The sequence below is a fragment of the Arhodomonas sp. AD133 genome (assembly GCF_051195215.1).
Classification (GTDB): Bacteria; Pseudomonadota; Gammaproteobacteria; order Nitrococcales; family Nitrococcaceae; genus Arhodomonas.
The window spans coordinates 1-17066 of the sequence record NZ_JBNAZM010000071.1; the positions used below are offsets into that span (position 1 = coordinate 1).

The window sequence follows — 17066 nt, forward strand, 5'->3', positions numbered from 1 at the left end:
GCCCGCAGGGCCGGGTCGTGGGGCTCGACACTTTCGGCGAGTCGGCCCCCGGGCCGGCGGTCTACGAGCACTTCGGACTCACGGCCGGGGCCGTGACCGAGGCGGTGCGCGCGCTCATCTAGGGACCACCACGGACCATGGTCGGGGCGTGCTTCCCGGCCACGGGCTGACAGCCCCTGACGATCCGCGCCCGCATATTCCGCGACAACGCGAGGGAGAACCACATGGCAGTCAAGGTAGGCATCAACGGCTACGGACGCATCGGCCGCAACGCACTGCGTGCACTCTACGAGTCCGGCCGCTCCGACGAGATCCGCGTGGTGGCGATCAACGATCTCGGCGATGCCGAGACCAACGCGCACCTGACCCGTTATGACACCGCCCACGGCAAGTTCCCGGGCACGGTGGAGGTGAGCGAGGGGAACCTCGTGGTCAACGGTGACACCATTCGCGTGCTCTCCGAGCGCAATCCCGCCGAGCTCCCCTGGGGCGAGCTCGGCGTGGACGTGGTGCTGGAGTGCACGGGGCTTTTCGCCAACAAGGAGAAGGCTTCCGCGCACCTGCAGGGCGGAGCGAAGAAGGTGGTGATCTCCGCGCCCGGCGGCGGCGATGTGGACGGCACCATCGTCTACGGCGTCAACCACGAGACGCTCACCGCCGGGCACACCGTGATCTCCAACGCCTCGTGCACCACCAACTGCCTCGCGCCGTTGGTCAAGCCCCTGCACGAGAAGCTCGGCCTCGAGCACGGGTTGATGAATACGATTCATTCGTACACCAACGACCAGGTGCTCACCGACGTGTACCACAAGGACCTGCGCCGCGCGCGCAGCGCCACTCAGAGTCAGATCCCGACCAAGACCGGCGCGGCCGCGGCGGTGGGGCTGGTGATGCCGGAGCTGCAGGGACGTCTCGACGGTTTCGCCGTGCGCGTGCCCACCATCAACGTCTCCATGGTGGATCTCACCTTCACAGCGAGCCGCGAGACGAGTGTCGACGAGGTCAATGCGATCCTGCGTGAGGCGGCAGCCGGCGAGCTCAACGGTATCCTCGACTATACCGAGGAGCCTCTGGTGTCCGCGGACTACAACCACAACGCCCACTCCTCGATCGTCGACGGCCTGTTGACCAAGGTCACCGGCGGGCGGCTGGTGAAGGTCTGCTCCTGGTACGACAACGAATGGGGCTTCTCCAACCGTATGCTCGACACCACGGTGGCGCTGGCCAAGGCGAGCTGAGCCGGAGTCGGTCTGGAGATGCACATGAGCGCGAGGTGCGGTGATCGCCCTCGCGCTTTTTTGATGGGTAATGGTCGGATAGTGGATTTCGCCCTGCTGCATCGCTCTATGCCTGTCCGGCCGATCGCCGGCCGGGGTGGGCGAAGGGCAGTGGCGGCCATCACGACGGCCATGTGACTTACGAACCGATGAGGGAGGCACCCCATGCCGGTCAAGCAGATGCGGGATATCGATCTGCGCGACAAGCGCGTACTCGTCCGCGAGGATCTCAACGTGCCGGTGCGCGACGGCGTCGTGACCGACGATACGCGCATACGCGCGGCGTTGCCGACGTTGCAGCAGGCGCTCGAGGCGGGGGCGCACGTGCTGGTGATGAGCCACCGCGGCCGGCCCACCGAGGGCGAGTTCAGCGAAGAGGACTCCATGGCGCCGGTGGCCACGCGCCTGGGAGAGCTGCTCGGGCGTGAAGTGCGCGTCGAGCGGAACTGGCTCGACGGGGTGAACGTCGCCTCCGGCGAGCTGGTGCTCTGCGAGAACGTGCGCTTCAATGCCGGTGAAAAGGCCGACGACGAGGCCCTCGCGCGGCGCATGGCCGCGCTCTGCGATGTTTACGTCATGGATGCCTTCGGCACTGCCCACCGCGCCCAGGCGTCCACCCACGGTGTTGCCCGCTTTGCGCCGCAGGCGTGCGCCGGGCCGTTGCTCGCCGCCGAGCTGGAGGCGTTGGGGCAGGCGCTGGAATCGCCGGCACGACCCATGGTTGCCATCGTCGGCGGTTCCAAGGTGTCCACCAAGCTGACCGTGCTCGAACAGCTTTCCGAGAAGGTGGATCAGCTCATCGTCGGCGGCGGCATCGCCAACACGTTCATCGCTGCGGCCGGTCATAATGTCGGCAAGTCTCTTTGCGAGGCGGATCTGGTCGACGATGCGAAGCGCCTCATGGACAAGGCTCGCGCGAAGGGCGGCGAGATTCCCGTGCCGGAGGACGTGGTCGTCGCCAAGGCCTTTGCCGAGGACGCCGAAGCGACCACCAAGGCCGTCGACGCGGTGGCGGACGACGAGCTCATCCTGGACGTGGGCCCGCGCACGGCAGAGCGCTACGCGGCGGCTCTCGCCGATGCGGGCACAATCGTGTGGAACGGCCCGGTGGGCGTGTTCGAGTTCGATCAGTTCGGCCGTGGTACGGAAGCACTGGCCGAGGCCATCGCCGCGAGCAGCGCGTTTTCCATTGCCGGGGGTGGGGACACCCTGGCCGCCATTGCCAAGTACGGCGTCGGCGAGCGTATCTCCTACATCTCCACCGGGGGCGGCGCCTTCCTCGAGTTCCTGGAAGGCAAGACCCTGCCGGCGGTGGCGGCGCTCGAAGCACGCGGCTGACGGCGCCGCGCAACGATTACGGAAGGGACAAACATGACGCGACAGACCAAGATCGTCGCCACGCTCGGCCCGGCCACGGACAACGCCGAGGCGCTCGGCGCCATCGTCGGTGCCGGCGTCGACGTGGTGCGCCTGAACCTCTCCCACGGCGCCCACGACGAGCACCGTGGGCGTGTTGCCCGCCTGCGCGAGGCGGCCGAGCGTACCGGGCGTGTCGTTGGCGTGCTCTGCGACCTGCAGGGCCCGAAGATCCGCATCGAGGGCTTTCGTGAAGGCCCGGTGGAGCTCGAGCCCGGTGCATCATTCTTCCTGGATCCCACGCTCGGCGAGGAGTCGGGGAGTTCCGAGGGAGTCGGCGTCGGCTATGATGGCCTGCCGGACGACGTCAGTGCCGGCGACGTGCTGTTGCTCGCCGACGGGCTCATCCGTCTCGAGGTGGAGCGCGTCGACGGCCGGCGGGTGCATACCCGCGTGGTCACCGGTGGCCGACTGGGGGCGCGCAAGGGTATCAACCGGCTCGGTGGTGGCCTGTCCGTGCGCGCGCTCACCGACAAGGACCGCGAGGACATCCACTTCGCCGCCGAGGCGGGGGCGGATTATCTGGCGGTCTCCTTCCCCCGCGATGCCGAGGATATCGAGGAGACCCGGCGCCTGCTCCACGACGCCGGCGGTCGTGCCGGTATCGTCGCCAAGATCGAACGCCACGAGGCGGTGGAGAATCTGCGCGGGATCATGCACGCCGCCGATGCGGTGATGATCGCCCGCGGGGATCTCGCCGTGGAGATCGGTGATGCGGAGCTGCCCGGTGTGCAGAAACGGATCATGCGACTGGCCCGTGAGCTCGACTGTGTGGTGATCACTGCCACGCAGATGATGCAGTCCATGGTCGACAGTCCCATGCCCACCCGGGCCGAGGTGCTGGACGTGGCGAATGCGGTGCTCGACGGTACCGATGCGGTGATGCTCTCCGAGGAGACCGCGGTCGGGCAGTATCCCCCGGAAACCGTCGAGGCCATGGCACGCGTGTGCGTCGGGGCGGAAACCTACGCCGACGAAAGCCGGGTGGGACGGGCCATGCCCGAGGAGCCGCACTACACGCGCATCGACGAGACCATCGCCAAGACGGCGATCACCGCCGCCAATCGGCTGGGCGTGGCGGCGATCGCCGCACTCACCGAGTCAGGGGCGACCACGCTTTGGATGTCGCGCATCGGCACCGACACGCCCATCTACGCGCTTTCCGAGCAGGCGGCCACGCGTACGCGGGTGACCCTGCTCCGCGGCGTTCATCCCATCGCCTTCGACCCCACCGGCCAGCCCCGGGACCAGGTCAACCGCGCGGTGGTCGAGGAGCTCAAGCGCCTGGGCGCCGTCGGCGACGGCGATCTGCTGCTTATCACCAAGGGCGATATGGCCGGTGTGCAGGGCGGTACGAACGCCATGAAGATCGTGCACGTCGGCGAATATTAGCGTCAGCTCCAGCGGCCGGGGCGCCCTCGCGCCCCGGCGGCGAGTGCGCGGTCATGCGCCGGTGAGCCGGCGCTGTGCTTCGCGATATTTCTCCGCGGTCTGTTCGATGACCGTCTCCGGCAGCCGGGGCCCCGGGGCCGTCTTGTCCCAGTCGAGGGTTTCCAGGTAGTCACGCACGAACTGCTTGTCGAAGCTCGGCGGCGAGCTGCCGGGGCGGTACTCGTCGGCGGGCCAGAAGCGGCTGGAATCGGGGGTGAGCGCCTCGTCGATCCAGATCAGTTCGCCGTTGGCGTCGAGCCCGAACTCGAACTTGGTGTCGGCGATGATGATGCCGCGCTCGCGTGCGTACTCGGCGGCCTCTCGGTAAATGCGCAAGGTCACCGCACGGATGGTCTCGGCACGTTCGCGGCCGATGCGCCCGGCCACCGCTTCGAAGGCGACGTTCTCGTCGTGATCGCCCACCTCGGCCTTGGTCGAGGGCGTGAAGATGGGCTCGGGCAGGCGGTCGGCCTGGCGGAGCCCGTCGGGCAAGGGTATGCCGCAAACCGCTCCGGTGGCCTGGTAGTCCTTCCACCCGGAACCGATGATGTAACCCCGCGCGATCGCTTCAACCGGCAGCGGCTCGAGCCGGCGGACCACCAGTGCGCGTCCGTCCACCTGCGCCCGTTCCGCCGGGTCGGGCAGCACCGCTTCCAGCGGTAGCTCGGCGAGATGGTTGGGCAGGATGTGCGCCATGCGATCGAACCAGAACCGAGACAGCGCCGTGAGCACCGCACCCTTGCCGGGAATGGGGTCCGGCAGGATGACATCGAAGGCGGAGATCCGGTCGGTGGTGACGATCAGCAGGTGCTCGTCGTCCACCTCGTAGAGGTCACGGACCTTGCCGCGGGCGAGCCGCCTCAGACTCGGCAGATCGCTCTCGAACAGGGTGCGGGGACTGTCGGACATGGCGCATTCCGGCTGGCGTGGATGAGCGCCAATTCTAGCAGCCGCACACGAGCGACCAAGCATCCGGCCGTCCCTACGCGCCTTGCTTGACGCGTTGAAACGCCTCCAGCGCCTGCTGACGGCTCGTCTTGAGGTCGACGATGGGGCGCGGGTAATCCCTGCCCAGGGTGAGCCCGGCCTCGGCGAGCACGTCGGCAGGGGCGGTCCATGGCGCGTGCCGGTATCTGGCCGGCAGCCCCGCGAGCTCGGGAATCCAGCGGGTGACGTAGTCGCCCGCCGGGTCGAATCGCTCACCCTGGCGCACCGGGTTGAAGATGCGGAAGTACGGCGCGGCGTCGGCGCCACTACCGGCAACCCACTGCCAGCCGAGGCTGTTGTTCGCGAGGTCGGCGTCCACCAGCGTATCCCAGAACCAGCGTTCACCCAGCTGCCAGGGCAGGCGCAGGTTCTTCACCAGCAGTGAGCCCGCCACCATGCGCACTCGGTTGTGCATCCATCCGGTCGCCCAGAGCTCGCGCATGCCTGCGTCCACCAGGGGAAATCCCGTGCGCCCGGCCTGCCAGGCCTCGCGCAGGCGCCCATCGGGATCCTCGCGCCAGGGAAATGCCGAGAAACGCCGGTTAAGCGGGTTATCGGGCAGCTCCGGGAAGTGGAAAAGCACATGGTGGGCGAACTCCCGCCAGCCCAGCTCGCTGAGGTACTTGCCGGTGCTGTCTGCCAGGGGCTCCGTTCCGGTGCCGGCGGCGCAGCGCTCGCGAACGGCGTGCCAGACCTGTCGGGGGCTCACTTCGCCGAAGTGCAGGTGTGGCGACAGTGCCGAGGTTCCGGCTGTCGCCGGGTAGTCGCGGGCGTCGGCGTAGTGCCCGAGCCGGTTTCGCAGGAACGCACCGAGTCGTTCGTGGGCACCGGCCTCACCGGGCGTCCAGGCCGCCCGCAGGCCTTCGTCCCAGCGCACGCGAGGTAACAGCTGCAGACTCGCCAGGGATTCCCCTGTCGGAGCCGATGGCGGTGCGTGCATGGCGGGTTCGGGTAGGGGTCTGTCCGGCTCGCCGTCGCGGCACAGCGCGCGCCAGAACGGCGTGAACGCCTGATAGGCGCGGCCCTGCCCGGTGCGCAGCGTCCAGGGTTCGTGCAGCAGCGCTGCCTTGTGGCTGTGGATGTCGAGCCCGTCGTCCGCCAGTGCCTGTTTGACGCGGCGATCCTGCTCTACCAGCGCCGGCTCGTAGCGTCGGTTCCAGCGCACGGCGGTGGCCCCCGTCTCCCGTGCAAGGGTGCGCAGCGCCGCCAGCGCCGGGCCGTGACGGATGGTGAGGGCGAGGCCGCGTTCGGCGAGTGCCGCCGCGAGTGACGCCAGCGAATGATGCAACCACCAGCGGCTCGCTCCGCCGGGGGGCCATGCCCCTGCGGCTTCCGGGTCGTGTACGTAGACGGGCAGAACCGTACCGGCCCGGGCTGCGGCCACCAGCGCGGGGTTATCGGCGAGTCGCAGGTCCTGCCGGAACCATACGAGGGTCAGCGTCATGGCACACGCTCGAAATCCGTTTCGGCGTAAAGCCGGAGTCCTTTCGGCGTGCGCAGGGGCCGGATGACGCCGTAACGACGTTCCCAGGCGCGAAGGGTGACCGGATTGACCCTCGTGAGCACCGATACCGTGCGTATCGGGGAAAGGCCTTCGGCCGTTCGCCCCGCTCCTGCGGGGGGCGGCGGCTTCTCCAGCATGGGTGGTATCGCTCCTTGTGCGATATCGATACGAATATCATAAGCGAACGCGGCGATGCCCGTATCCTGGCAGTGGATACCGCGCAGATGGATATCCGGATGTATCCGGGCGGGCTCGTATTCCCGGCAGCCGGGTGCGTGACCGGTGAGGGAGCGGAAAAAGAAAGGGGTGCCGAATGGCACCCCAAAGTCTGAACTACCCGCAAGTCGCGAAAGGCCGTCGCGACAGGGACTACCCTAGTACATCTCAATATGAATAGCAAGCATTCTCATTTGCGAATGTTTGGGTTCGACTGTGCCGACGCGGTGCGTATTATTGGGGCAAAGGCCAAGCATGACAGGTGTGCAGGTGCATCAGGCAGCGAACGAGTTTCGGGCACTGCGTATCGCGGTGCTGACCGTCTCCGATACCCGCGGTTTCGACGATGACCGCTCCGGTGCCGCGCTATGTGAGCTCGCCGAAGCGGACGGGCACGTCGTCGCCGAACGCGAGATCGTGCGCGACGACCGCTACCGGATTCGTGCGGTCGTTTCGCGCTGGATCGCCGACCCGGGGATCGACGGGATCATCGCCACCGGGGGGACCGGGTTTACCGGCCGGGACTGTACCCCTGGTGCCGTACGCCCGCTGCTGGATGACGAGATTCCCGGCTTCGGTGAGCTGTTCCGTCAGCTTTCGAGAGAGGAGATAGGCTCGTCGGCCATTCAGTCCCGCGCGCTCGCCGGCTTCGCCAACCGAACGTTCCTCGCTTGTCTACCCGGTTCGACGGGCGCCTGCCGGGATGCCTGGAAAGGCATCCTGCGCGAGCAGTTGGACGTTCGCCATCGCCCGTGCAACCTGGCGGAGTTGGTGCTCTTCGGCAATCACGACGGGAGGCAGGCATGAGCCGGCGACGGCGCGGCGAGACCCGGCGCGAAATCCTCAACACCGCCGAGCGGCTGCTGCAGGCGCGTGGCTTCCACGGTTTCAGCTATCATCATATTAGCGAAAAGCTGGGAGTCCGAAACGCTGCCGTTCACTACCACTTCCCCACGAAGGCCGATCTGGGGGCCGCGGTCGCCCGCCGTTTCCGTGAAGATTTCGCCTGGTGGCGGCGCCAGCTCGAGTCCCGTGGGCTCGACGGTGGGGCTCGGCTCGAAGCGTATTTCGACCTCGACGGTCGCTACGCGAGTGAGCGCAAGGTTTGTCCGCTCGGGGTCGTGGGTGTGGAGTTCGGCGGATTGCCGCCGGAGATGTGCCGCGAGGCCGGTGCTTTACAGGAGGACGTGTTCGCCTTCCTCGTGGACACCCTCGGCGACGGTCGCGCCGACGGCAGCATGCGCTTCGACGGCGATGTCGAGGACGTGGCGCGACAGGTGCTCGCCGCCACGCAGGGCGGGCTCCAGCTCGCGCGTGTGCAGGGCGAGTCTGCGTATTACAGCGTATTGAAAGGGCTCCGGTCGACGCTGGGCATGCGCGAGCTGGAGTCCGCACGGAGACTGGCCGGCTGACAGCGACACCGGATGCCAGGCGCCGGCTCCGGCCGCGAAAACGGGCATGGTTGCGTGGGCCACTTGTCACGCGGGGGGCGTGCATGGGCCGTGAAGAACTCTCTGACCTGATCGAGACTACCCTGCAGGCGGATAGCGTGGAGGCACTGCACCGTCTGTGCTCTCGCGCGGCCCACGCCTATGGGTTCGAACACTTCATCTACGGGGCGCGTTTCCCGAGCTCGCTGATTCGTCCGTTCATGCTCGTGATCAGCGGTCACCCGGACGAGTGGCGGGCCCGCTACCAGAGCCGTCACTACATCGCCCGGGATCCCGCCGTCCGTCACTGCGTCACCCACACCCGCCCGGTCCGGTGGAGCGAGCTGCTCTCCGATCCGGATCAACCCAGGAACGCGCGGCAGGTTCTCGAGGAGGCGAAGGAGTTCGGGCTGCTCGCCGGCACGTCGCTGCCCGTGCGCGGCAGCCGCGGCGAGGTCGGCCTCATGAGTTTCTCCGGCCCCCGAACGGGCCGCGAGGCGGAGCGCGAGATACTTGCGGCGCAGCCCGATCTCTTTCTGCTGTCGAGTTACGTCCACGAGGCGGTCTGCCGGATAGTCGCACGCGGCGAGATGCCGTATCAGCCGGTTCATCTCACCAATCGGGAGCGCGAGTGTCTGCTGTGGTCGGCAGAGGGCAAGACAGCCTGGGAAACGGCACAGATCCTGGGTTTGAGCGAGCGCACCGTGGTGTTCCACCTCAACAATGCGGCGAGCAAGCTCGCCGTCACCACCCGCCAGCAGGCCGTCGCGCGGGCGGTCTCCCAGGGCCTTATCGCGCCGTCGCTCGACTGATACCGACGCCTTTGTGCAGCCGTCCGTCGCGGCGCCGATGTCGGCGTTGGCGCCGCGTATCGCGCGCGGTACGAGTGTGATCCATTTCACATAAACCCTGCCGGGCAACTGCGCAACCTGTCACATCTGACAGTTATGTGCCCCCTGCCAAAGGGCGTTTACTGCCTCCCGAGTCCATAGCACTTGGAGGGCTGGGGGGATGCAACAGGAAATTCTGGTTGGACGCTCTTCCGAACCGGCGATGTCGCCGGCCGTTCTCGACGGCGTGTACCGTTTCCGCCACGACGTATTCAACAAACGGCTGGGTTGGGAGGTCAAAAGCCGTCGCGGGCGTGAGCGCGACGATTTCGATGATCTCGATCCGGTCTACATCGCCTGCCGTGAACGCGACGAAGTGATCGGCACCTTCCGCCTGTTGCCCACCACCGGGCCCTACATGCTTCGCGACACTTTTCCCGAGTTGCTCCGCGGCGAGGAAGCGCCGTGTGCGAGTGACGTCTGGGAGCTGTCGCGGTTCGCGGTCACCGCCCGCGACCCTGCCGCCCGCGTGCAGGTGACCTGCTCGTCGGAAACGATGGAGATGATGCGGGCGTGCTTTCGCTACGCCCAGGACAACGGCATACGCGAGTACGTGATGGTCACCAGCGTCGCCGTGGAGCGGATGCTGCGCGCGGTCGGCATGAACCTGGTGCGCTTCGGCGACGGCAAGGCCGTGCGTGTCGGCAAGGTGCTGTCCGTGGCCTGTCGGCTGACGATCGACGAGGCGCTGGGGCGGGCCCTGGCAGTGCCCGGGTATATCGAAGACATGCAGGACAGCGAGAGCGTGGGGAGGGAAGTGGCATGAAGCTGCTGATCGTGGGCGCCGAGCCCGCCGACAATCCGTTGGTCGAAGGGCTGATGGCGTCGCCCTTGTGGGACGTGCATACCTGCGCGGATATCGCGGAAGCGGAGCGGTTGGCTGCCGGGGAGCGCTTCGATTACATCCTGGTGGACTCCGGTGATCAGGCGCGATTGGAGGCCGCTGCCACGGGCTGCCAGGGCGCGCCTTCGACGGGAGCCCAGATCATCCAGCTGCGCGATGCCGTAGGCACGGAGCTCCAGAGTGCCGACGGGAACGCCTTGTACGGATGTTATGCGGTGGAGCCCAGGCGCTTCGCAGCGGGAGGTGGCTCATGGGTGTTCGAGTACCACGCGCCGTGCGAGGCGGCGGAGAGCGCGTGAACGTGGCCGCGCAGCCGCTCCGCTCGGTTCCCCGTCTGCTGCTGGATGGGAATGCGTGTGTGAGCGCCGCTTTCGGCCCGATGCCATCGGCGCTGGGGCCGATACGCACGGGCGATTGCGTGGACGCCTGGCTGGTCGACGCCGATCGGCCGGCGACACCCATTTCCCAGCGTCTGGCGGGAATGCGCACCGGCAGCGCCGGCCTTTACATGGCCGTGCGGCCGGTACAGTCCCCCGGGCGACGCTACGCAGCGCGTCTGGTGCCTTTCGACGGCGGCCGGGCCGTTGCCCTGGAGCTGCATGCCGAACCCGACGGCCGGCGAGAGGTGATGCCAGTCCTCGAGGATCGGCGGGACTTCATGGCCGCACTCACCGATGCAGCGCGAGCCGGGGACGAAGTGGTCGTCGGCTGCGTGGACGTGGATCGTCTGCGCCAGATCAACGTGGGGTTCGGGCACGTCTGCGGCGATGCCGTGCTCGCGGAGGTCGGCCGTCGGCTGATGAGACTCGCTGGTGACAGCGACGCGATTGCGAGCCTCGGCGGCGACGAATTCGGCGTGTTGCTGCGCGGCGGGGACGCTCGCGAGCGCACGGACGCATTCGTGCAAGCGCTGCGGCAGGCGATGGAGACCCCCATATATCACGGTGACCGGGAACTGTTCGTCACCGTCTCCGCCGGGTTCTCCTCGCCCTCGACGCCCTCGACCACCCGTGTGGACGAGCCGCTTCAGGCCGCCGAGCAGGCGCTTACCAGTGCAAGGACGCGCGGCCGGCGGGGGATGGTCATCGGGCACGCGGGCGACCGTGGTCGCGAGACCGATGCCCTGACCATGGAGGTCGCCCTGCGCCACGCCCTGACGAATGGAGAGTTCTCGTTGTGCTACCAGCCCGTGGTGGCGCTCGCGAGCGGCGAACTGCGCGGACTGGAGGCGTTGCTGCGGTGGCACAACCCAGTCTTCGGTGCGCCGCCGCCGGATGCCTTCATTCCGATCCTCGAGCAAACGGGATTGATTCATGAGGTTGGTGAATGGGTGCTGCGCCGCTCCTGCGAGGATGTGAAGCGGCTGCGCACCCCGGCGGGCCAGGAATTCGGTGTAGCGGTCAACGTCTCAGTCGTGCAGCTCAACGAACCGGGGTTCGCTGACGTCGTCCACCGCGTGCTGAGCGCCAGTGGCTTGGCGCCGCAGCGCCTGACGCTGGAGATCACCGAGCATCTGCTCATGGACCGCAGCTCTGCCGTGGCGGACGCGCTGGCGCGCTTGCGTGCCATGGGCGTGCGACTGGCGGTGGACGATTTCGGCACCGGTTATTCATCGCTCGCTTACTTGAAGCGTCTGCCCGTTCAGGTACTCAAGGTGGATCGCAGCTTCGTCCAGGGCCTGGCAGATGGCGAGGTGGGGCGGAGCATCGTGCGCGCGATTCTTGCCATGGCCACCAGCCTGGGGCTGGAGGTCGTGGTGGAAGGCGTTGAGTGCGGCGAAGAGGCGGCGTTTTTCACCGAGTGGCCCGAGCTGCTCGCACAGGGCTATCTGTTCGGCCGGCCGCAGCCGCTGCAGGCACTTTGTGAGGACTCGCGACTGCGCTTGGCAGGGTGAGCGAACCGATCTCCTCGGCGTGGCAAGCCTGGAAGAGGGATCTTCCAGCTCATGGGGCAGGGATGCCCCTTTTTCTTCGTCCGGTCACCGGGGTGTGCCGCGGTCGCCCATGCCGCTATGCTTGGGCTCCCAACGCACTCAGCCACCGTGGAGTCATGCGCTCTTACCTCCAACTCGCCCAGCGCTATACCGCTCGTCTTTCGGGGGCCTTGCTCGGCTTGCTCGTCGCTGAGCTGGCTGGCGGCGCCCTGGGTCTGTTGATCGGTTGGATTGTGGATGACTGGCGCTACTATGCCCCGGTACGACCAGGCCGGTGGCGGCGGTGGAGTGACGAGGCCGGAGAACGTGTGTTTCTCAGTGCCCTGTTCGCCTGGGCCGGCCATATCGCCAAGCTCGACGGCCGCGTCAGCGAGCAGGAAATCCAGGCGACCCGTACCGTGATGGCGGAGTTGGGGCTCGATGAGGCCTCGCGACAGTTGGCGATCGAGCAGTTCGGCGCCGGTAAGCAGCCGACCTGCCCGCGCCGCCGACTGCTGTGGCGGTTGCGTCGTCATCGCGGTGGTGATCGGCACCGCCGCTGGCTGCGCCTGCTGTTGCGTGTCGTCATGGCCGACGGGGTCCCGGGTGCAGTCGTGGAGGCGCGCATGCGTCAGGCGGCCCGGGTGCTGGGCCTGTCGGGAGAAGCGTTTCGTGAGCTTTGGCAAAGCGCGCTCGAGGCGCGTAAGCGCCGACAGCGAGTGAATGCTCGCACGTCACGTTGGGCGCAGGAAGTTCTTGGCGTCGCCGCCGAGGCGGGCCACGCCGAGGTAAGGCTCGCTTACCGGCGCGTGGTCAGCCGTCATCACCCCGACCGTCTTCTCGCCCGCGGCGTCGAGGGCGAAGCGTTACGTTCCGCCGCCGCACGCACGCGCGAAGCGCGTGCTGCTTACGAGGCCTTGTGCCAGGAGCGAGGCTGGCGCCGATAATCGGCGGTACATTGCCGGATTTCAGATAGTTGCGCAGGTCTCGCAGGAGTCCGCGAATCTCTTGAAAATCCCTGATGAGCCCCTATTCCTAATCACGCGACACCCTGGCGGTACACGGCCGCCGGCGGTTGCAACGACAGGTCGAACGATGGGAACGATGGTTGGGAGGTGTTCAGCCATGTTCGGAGACTATTGGCGGTTCGACAGACCCGGGTTCCGCGAACTGGATTGGGTAAGGGAAATGATGGACCAGCTCTTCCCCCAGGGCGAATCGATGGATATCCGGTCCGTTCCACGCGGAACCTTTCCCATGGTGAATATCGGCGCGACTGACGATGCCGTGCGTGTCTACGTGTTCGCGCCGGGCGTAGCGGCGAACGACCTGGACGTCTCCATTCAGGACAACGTGCTCATCCTGAAGGGCAGACGGGAGCTTCCGGCGCGGCAACCCGGAGGCGAGGAGCGAACGCTCGCCACCTACCGGCGTGAGCGTTTCGCCGGTGAGTTTTCACGGGCGGTGGCGCTCCCCGAGGGGTTGGACGGTGACGCGGCCGAGGCGAAGTTCCGCAATGGTGTACTCGAGATCCGTCTGCCCAAGCGCGAAGAGCTCCAGCCGCGCAAGATCGAGATCTCGGCAGCTTGAGTCGGGAGGTGATGAATCATGAGTGACGTCAAACGCTCCCAGGGTCAGGAAGTCGCCGACCGCGAGGCGGCGCGTGGATCCGTGGCAGAGGATCGGTCGGAGCGGCCATTGCTGCCGCCGGTGGATATCGTCGAAGAGAACGAGGCGATCCGTATCTACGCGGATATGCCGGGGGTGGCGCCCGAGGGCGTGAGCATCGAGCTGGACAACAACGTGCTCACGGTCAAGGGTGACATCCGGGTGGACATGCCCGAGGGAATCGCTGCGACCTACGCGGAGGTCCGTGGCTCGCAGTATTATCGCCGTTTTACCCTCGGACGCGAAATCGATGCCGAGGGCATCAAGGCCGAGGTCAAGGACGGTGTGCTCTCGCTGGCACTGCCGAAGAAGGAGGCTCACCGGCGTCGTCGGATCGAGGTGCAGACGGCGTGACGCTACGCCCGGCGAAGCCGGCATCCGGGTGGGCCCGCTCAGGCGGGCCCACCTGCTCAGAGTTCCTGCACTAGCTCCCCAACGCTGGCAGCGAGGGCTTCCACCGCGTTGTCGATCTGTGCCGCGCGGGTATACGGGGCGGGTCCAAAGCGCAATGCGCCGCCGCGCGCGTCGGTGAAAACGCCCCGCCGGCGAAGTCTGTCGCACAGGTCCGCGGCGTGGGCTGAGCGCAGGGCCAGAAAGCCGCCCGTTTCCGCCGCGGGTGCTGCGTGTGCCAGCCGGATGATCGCCGGATCGAGCTCGAGAGCGAGAAAGCCGGCTCGCAACCGCTCCACCTGTGACACGGCCTGAGCGCGCAGGACCGCGGGGGTGAGGCCGTGCTCGTCGAAAAAGTCCGCCACACGCGCCGCCCGGAACTGCGAACCGGGATCGTAAGTGGCGCCGGCGAAGCGCTGCTCCTCGTCGTAGCGCACGGGCAATCCGTCCCCCGCTTCGCCGAGGGCGCTGAATGCGGCGAACCAGCCGGTGACAGCCGGACGCAGAGCGCAGTCGGCCGGGAAGCGCAGGAAACAATTGCCTTCGCCCCACTGCAGGTACTTGTAACCGCCGGTGACCAGGTAGCAGTCGGTGAGCCCCGAGTCGCGCAGCGAAAGGGGCACGACGTTGGTGCCATGGTAGTCGTCGATGAGCAGTGGCACACCCCGCATGCGGCAGAGCTCGGCGATCCGGCCGAGTCCGGGGTTGACGCGCGCGGTTTCGAAGAAGACCCGGGATACCATGACGGCCGTGGTGGGTGTCGCCAGTGCCGCTTCAACGTCGTCGGCGAGGTGCTCCGGTGCCGCACTGGGCAGAGCCACGACCTCAACGCCCAGTTCCTGCAGCCGACAGAGCTGGCGCGCCATTGAATGGAACTCCCCATCGGTGGTGACGATTCGCCGGCGGTGGCGCCAGTCCAGCGCCGACAGCCAGGACACCAGCAGCTGGTGCGTGCTGACGCCCAGGCAGTAGCGGCCGTCGGGGTCGTCGTACCAGCGACGGAGGTAGGCGCGCAGGCGTTGCGTCCGTGCGAATGCGGATTCCCATTTGGCGTCCACGTCTCTGGCGGCGATGTCGTAGGCTTCCGTCAGCCCGTCACGTGCCACGTCGGGCCACGCCTGATGAGAGTGGCCGGTGAACAGAAGACGCTCCGCGACCCGGAAGCGCGAGTAGTGCGGGGCAAGGGTCGCAGCGAGGTTGTCGAAATCGTTCATGGGTGTGCTGTGATCGCCGTCTGGTTAGAGTCGAGCGCGAATTGCCCACAGGTCCGGGAACAGGCTCCGGTGGAGGGTCTCGCGGAGGTAGGCCGCGCCGGGGGAGCCGCCCGTCCCCGTTTTCGTGCCGATTGTGCGCTCCACCATCTTTACGTGGCGGTAGCGCCATTCCTGCAGCCCTTCGTCGAAGTCCACCAGCAGCTCTTCGATCAGGCCCGCTTCGGGGTCGTTGCGCACGATGTCCATGAGTTGCTCCTGCAGTGCCGGGTCAGGCTCGTGGACCAGGCCGGACTCGTTGACTCGCACCGGCGCCGGAACGCGATGGCCGCGGGCCTGGAGATAGGCGACGAAGGCCTCCCACAGCGTGGTCTCGGCCATGCGTTGCTGGAGGATGGCGTAGTGTTCGGGTCGTTCTTTCTGCACCGTCAGGGCCTGCGGGGAACGGAATCCGCAGACGATCTCGAGCTCCCGGAACTGCCAGGACTGGAATCCGCTGGAGCTGGCGAGGAAATCCCTGAAACTGTTGAACTCCAGCGGCGTCATCGTCTCGAGGATGTCCACCTGGCCCACCAGTGTCTTCATGATGGTGAGGATCCGTCGCATCGTCTTGGCCGCTGCCCAGGTGCGTCCGGCGGTGAGGTCCGGGCGCAACTTGTCGAGCTCGTGGAGTATTTGCTTGAACCACAGCTCGTAGGTCTGGTGGATGATGATGAACAGCGTCTCGTCGTGCTCCGGCGGGTCGGATCGCCTGGTCTGCAGTGCGAGCAGCTCGTCGAGTTTCAGATAGCTGCCGTAAGTGAGTTCCATGGTCGGAGCCTCCCGGGGACGGAGCCTGTGCGGTCTGTTGCTTTCCGCGCAATCGCGGCGTCCATAGTACAAACGTTGGCACATGGCGGTGTCGGTTCAACGCCCGAATGGGTGCTACTACTAATCCGATCACAGGTAATGCCACGTGTCAGAGCGCTTGTGCGATTCGGCTGCCAGGCGCGCGAGCGACGGCGTGGCAAGGCTCACGTCGAGTGAGCGCAACGCCGCAGCCGGATCGCACAAGCGCTCCCTTCGGGCGAGGCTGTCGGGCGCTCTCGCGGCGTTGCTCGTCGCTCATGTAGCGCTTGCTACACCACGCTCCTCGCGCCTTGCGAGAACGCCCGACAGCCTCGCTGACATGTGGCATTACCTATGATCGGATTAGTAATTCGATCGGATTAGTATTGGCCATGGGTTTCGTCGGTTCGCTCGAGGGCACGAACCCGCCGTGCCTCGTTCGGGTCGAAGCGTTCTCGCAGGAGGGCGTCGACAGCGGCCTGGCGATCCTCGGGGGCAAGCCCCGACGCTGACAGCAGCCGATCACGCTCGCGTCGGTAGGCGGCCAGCCGGTCACGCCAGTCGCTGCGGCGACGATCCAGCTCCGCAAGTCGCCGTGCCGCCGCGGCACCCGCCATGGCCGCACGGACCGTGTGTATGCGTGCCTGGTCGGCTCCGTCACGGCGCAGGCGTTGCACGCGCTCGCGCAGGGTCAATGGGAGTCGGCTTTGCCGGTGCGCTCGCCGCAAGCGGGCGGGCAATCCCTGTCTGAGTCGGTCGGGTGGTTGCGGGACGCGCTCGCGCGCACCCTGTTTGTTGAGCCAGCGGCGAAGCGCGATGGCGTAGCGGTCGAGCGGTTCTTCGTGGCCGAAGAACGCAGCCGCCATCTTGGGCCCCAGGATTCGCTGCCGCAGCGCGCGACGCCGCTCGAACGCCTCCTTCAGGCGTTCGGTGGAATGCGGTGGGCGCAGCGTGTCGGCGACGGCGCGACGGTAGCGTACGTAGCTGTCGGGTCCCCGACGATTGCATAGACCCGTCACGATATGCATTATGGATGGGTCGCGAGGTTATGCATGCGTTGAT

18 protein-coding genes and 1 pseudogene are annotated in these 17066 nt (G+C 67.1%); 13 read left to right on the top strand and 6 right to left on the bottom strand.

The features are described from left to right. Positions 1 to 17: 17 nt before the first annotated feature. The 4 genes from ACPEES_RS21725 to pyk all read left to right on the top strand — a co-directional run bounded on the left by ACPEES_RS21725 (position 18) and on the right by pyk (position 4085). Complete coding sequence (locus ACPEES_RS21725; protein ID WP_435106313.1) at positions 18 to 122, top strand: hypothetical protein; 105 nt, start codon at positions 18 to 20, stop codon at positions 120 to 122. A gap of 102 nt (positions 123 to 224) precedes the next feature. Next, positions 225 to 1238, top strand: coding sequence for a type I glyceraldehyde-3-phosphate dehydrogenase (gene gap, locus ACPEES_RS21730; protein WP_435106279.1), 1014 nt, complete (start codon positions 225 to 227; stop codon positions 1236 to 1238). A gap of 204 nt (positions 1239 to 1442) precedes the next feature. Further along, on the top strand, positions 1443 to 2615 hold the full coding sequence (locus ACPEES_RS21735) for a phosphoglycerate kinase (RefSeq protein ID WP_435106281.1): 1173 nt from the start codon (positions 1443 to 1445) through the stop codon (positions 2613 to 2615). 33 nt (positions 2616 to 2648) lie between these two features. Continuing rightward, positions 2649 to 4085 carry a pyruvate kinase gene (gene pyk, locus ACPEES_RS21740; RefSeq protein ID WP_435106283.1) on the top strand — a complete coding sequence of 479 codons (1437 nt, stop codon included), beginning with the start codon at positions 2649 to 2651 and terminating at the stop codon, positions 4083 to 4085. 51 nt (positions 4086 to 4136) lie between these two features. Here the strand turns inward: pyk and ACPEES_RS21745 are convergent, their stop codons facing one another. The 3 genes and pseudogenes from ACPEES_RS21745 to ACPEES_RS21755 form a co-directional block, all read right to left on the bottom strand. Continuing rightward, positions 4137 to 5033 carry a phosphoribosylaminoimidazolesuccinocarboxamide synthase gene (locus ACPEES_RS21745; protein WP_435106285.1) on the bottom strand — a complete coding sequence of 299 codons (897 nt, stop codon included), beginning with the start codon at positions 5031 to 5033 and terminating at the stop codon, positions 4137 to 4139. A gap of 73 nt (positions 5034 to 5106) precedes the next feature. Continuing rightward, the gene (locus ACPEES_RS21750) at positions 5107 to 6555 is read right to left on the bottom strand and encodes a cryptochrome/photolyase family protein (protein WP_435106288.1); all 1449 of its coding nucleotides are present in this window, start codon (positions 6553 to 6555) and stop codon (positions 5107 to 5109) included. Positions 6556 to 6557: 2 nt separating this feature from the next. After that, positions 6558 to 6752 (bottom strand): annotated as a pseudogene (locus ACPEES_RS21755) (MerR family transcriptional regulator); the annotation flags it as partial. Positions 6753 to 7086: 334 nt separating this feature from the next. Between ACPEES_RS21755 and moaB the strand changes: the two are divergent. The 9 genes from moaB (at position 7087) to ACPEES_RS21800 (ending at position 13929) form a co-directional block, all read left to right on the top strand. Beyond that, a complete protein-coding gene (gene moaB / locus ACPEES_RS21760; RefSeq protein WP_435106290.1) occupies positions 7087 to 7638 on the top strand; it encodes a molybdenum cofactor biosynthesis protein B in 552 nt (183 codons plus the stop codon). After that, positions 7635 to 8243, top strand: coding sequence for a TetR/AcrR family transcriptional regulator (locus tag ACPEES_RS21765; protein WP_435106291.1), 609 nt, complete (start codon positions 7635 to 7637; stop codon positions 8241 to 8243). The genes moaB and ACPEES_RS21765 overlap by 4 nt, the downstream gene beginning before the upstream one ends. 83 nt (positions 8244 to 8326) lie before the next feature. Next, positions 8327 to 9073 (top strand): LuxR family transcriptional regulator, encoded by a 747-nt coding sequence (locus ACPEES_RS21770; RefSeq protein WP_435106293.1) that lies wholly within the window; start codon positions 8327 to 8329, stop codon positions 9071 to 9073. A gap of 199 nt (positions 9074 to 9272) precedes the next feature. Beyond that, entirely contained in the window at positions 9273 to 9917 is a 645-nt protein-coding gene (locus ACPEES_RS21775) for an acyl-homoserine-lactone synthase (protein WP_435106295.1), read from the top strand. After that, entirely contained in the window at positions 9914 to 10294 is a 381-nt protein-coding gene (locus tag ACPEES_RS21780) for a hypothetical protein (protein ID WP_435106297.1), read from the top strand. The genes ACPEES_RS21775 and ACPEES_RS21780 overlap by 4 nt, the downstream gene beginning before the upstream one ends. Further along, positions 10246 to 11889, top strand: coding sequence for a putative bifunctional diguanylate cyclase/phosphodiesterase (locus ACPEES_RS21785; protein WP_435106299.1), 1644 nt, complete (start codon positions 10246 to 10248; stop codon positions 11887 to 11889). The genes ACPEES_RS21780 and ACPEES_RS21785 overlap by 49 nt, the downstream gene beginning before the upstream one ends. A gap of 155 nt (positions 11890 to 12044) precedes the next feature. After that, a complete protein-coding gene (locus ACPEES_RS21790; RefSeq protein WP_435106301.1) occupies positions 12045 to 12854 on the top strand; it encodes a TerB family tellurite resistance protein in 810 nt (269 codons plus the stop codon). 178 nt (positions 12855 to 13032) lie between these two features. Then, positions 13033 to 13497: an Hsp20/alpha crystallin family protein gene (locus ACPEES_RS21795; protein ID WP_435106303.1), complete on the top strand. Its 465-nt coding sequence runs from the start codon at positions 13033 to 13035 to the stop codon at positions 13495 to 13497. 18 nt (positions 13498 to 13515) lie between these two features. Continuing rightward, entirely contained in the window at positions 13516 to 13929 is a 414-nt protein-coding gene (locus ACPEES_RS21800; RefSeq protein ID WP_435106305.1) for an Hsp20/alpha crystallin family protein, read from the top strand. 56 nt (positions 13930 to 13985) lie between these two features. Here the strand turns inward: ACPEES_RS21800 and ACPEES_RS21805 are convergent, their stop codons facing one another. From ACPEES_RS21805 to ACPEES_RS21815, 3 genes are all read right to left on the bottom strand, one after another. Further along, positions 13986 to 15179, bottom strand: coding sequence for a kynureninase/PvdN C-terminal domain-containing protein (locus tag ACPEES_RS21805; protein ID WP_435106307.1), 1194 nt, complete (start codon positions 15177 to 15179; stop codon positions 13986 to 13988). Positions 15180 to 15203: 24 nt separating this feature from the next. Then, positions 15204 to 15986 (bottom strand): tryptophan 2,3-dioxygenase, encoded by a 783-nt coding sequence (locus ACPEES_RS21810; RefSeq protein WP_435106309.1) that lies wholly within the window; start codon positions 15984 to 15986, stop codon positions 15204 to 15206. Positions 15987 to 16384: 398 nt separating this feature from the next. Then, positions 16385 to 17032: a lipase secretion chaperone gene (locus tag ACPEES_RS21815; RefSeq protein ID WP_435106311.1), complete on the bottom strand. Its 648-nt coding sequence runs from the start codon at positions 17030 to 17032 to the stop codon at positions 16385 to 16387. Between the last annotated feature and the right edge of the window lie 34 nt (positions 17033 to 17066).

What these genes read in the sequence shown, in the direction of transcription:
- gap (WP_435106279.1), top strand. Translation starts at nt 225, where the DNA reads ATGGCAGTCAAGGTAGGCATCAACGGCTACGGACGCATCGGCCGCAAC.
- ACPEES_RS21735 (WP_435106281.1), top strand. Translation starts at nt 1,443, where the DNA reads ATGCCGGTCAAGCAGATGCGGGATATCGATCTGCGCGACAAGCGCGTA.
- pyk (WP_435106283.1), top strand. Translation starts at nt 2,649, where the DNA reads ATGACGCGACAGACCAAGATCGTCGCCACGCTCGGCCCGGCCACGGAC.
- ACPEES_RS21745 (WP_435106285.1), bottom strand. Translation starts at nt 5,033, where the DNA reads ATGTCCGACAGTCCCCGCACCCTGTTCGAGAGCGATCTGCCGAGTCTG.
- ACPEES_RS21750 (WP_435106288.1), bottom strand. Translation starts at nt 6,555, where the DNA reads ATGACGCTGACCCTCGTATGGTTCCGGCAGGACCTGCGACTCGCCGAT.
- moaB (WP_435106290.1), top strand. Translation starts at nt 7,087, where the DNA reads ATGACAGGTGTGCAGGTGCATCAGGCAGCGAACGAGTTTCGGGCACTG.
- ACPEES_RS21765 (WP_435106291.1), top strand. Translation starts at nt 7,635, where the DNA reads ATGAGCCGGCGACGGCGCGGCGAGACCCGGCGCGAAATCCTCAACACC.
- ACPEES_RS21770 (WP_435106293.1), top strand. Translation starts at nt 8,327, where the DNA reads ATGGGCCGTGAAGAACTCTCTGACCTGATCGAGACTACCCTGCAGGCG.
- ACPEES_RS21775 (WP_435106295.1), top strand. Translation starts at nt 9,273, where the DNA reads ATGCAACAGGAAATTCTGGTTGGACGCTCTTCCGAACCGGCGATGTCG.
- ACPEES_RS21780 (WP_435106297.1), top strand. Translation starts at nt 9,914, where the DNA reads ATGAAGCTGCTGATCGTGGGCGCCGAGCCCGCCGACAATCCGTTGGTC.
- ACPEES_RS21785 (WP_435106299.1), top strand. Translation starts at nt 10,246, where the DNA reads ATGGGTGTTCGAGTACCACGCGCCGTGCGAGGCGGCGGAGAGCGCGTG.
- ACPEES_RS21790 (WP_435106301.1), top strand. Translation starts at nt 12,045, where the DNA reads ATGCGCTCTTACCTCCAACTCGCCCAGCGCTATACCGCTCGTCTTTCG.
- ACPEES_RS21795 (WP_435106303.1), top strand. Translation starts at nt 13,033, where the DNA reads ATGTTCGGAGACTATTGGCGGTTCGACAGACCCGGGTTCCGCGAACTG.
- ACPEES_RS21800 (WP_435106305.1), top strand. Translation starts at nt 13,516, where the DNA reads ATGAGTGACGTCAAACGCTCCCAGGGTCAGGAAGTCGCCGACCGCGAG.
- ACPEES_RS21805 (WP_435106307.1), bottom strand. Translation starts at nt 15,179, where the DNA reads ATGAACGATTTCGACAACCTCGCTGCGACCCTTGCCCCGCACTACTCG.
- ACPEES_RS21810 (WP_435106309.1), bottom strand. Translation starts at nt 15,986, where the DNA reads ATGGAACTCACTTACGGCAGCTATCTGAAACTCGACGAGCTGCTCGCA.
- ACPEES_RS21815 (WP_435106311.1), bottom strand. Translation starts at nt 17,032, where the DNA reads ATGCATATCGTGACGGGTCTATGCAATCGTCGGGGACCCGACAGCTAC.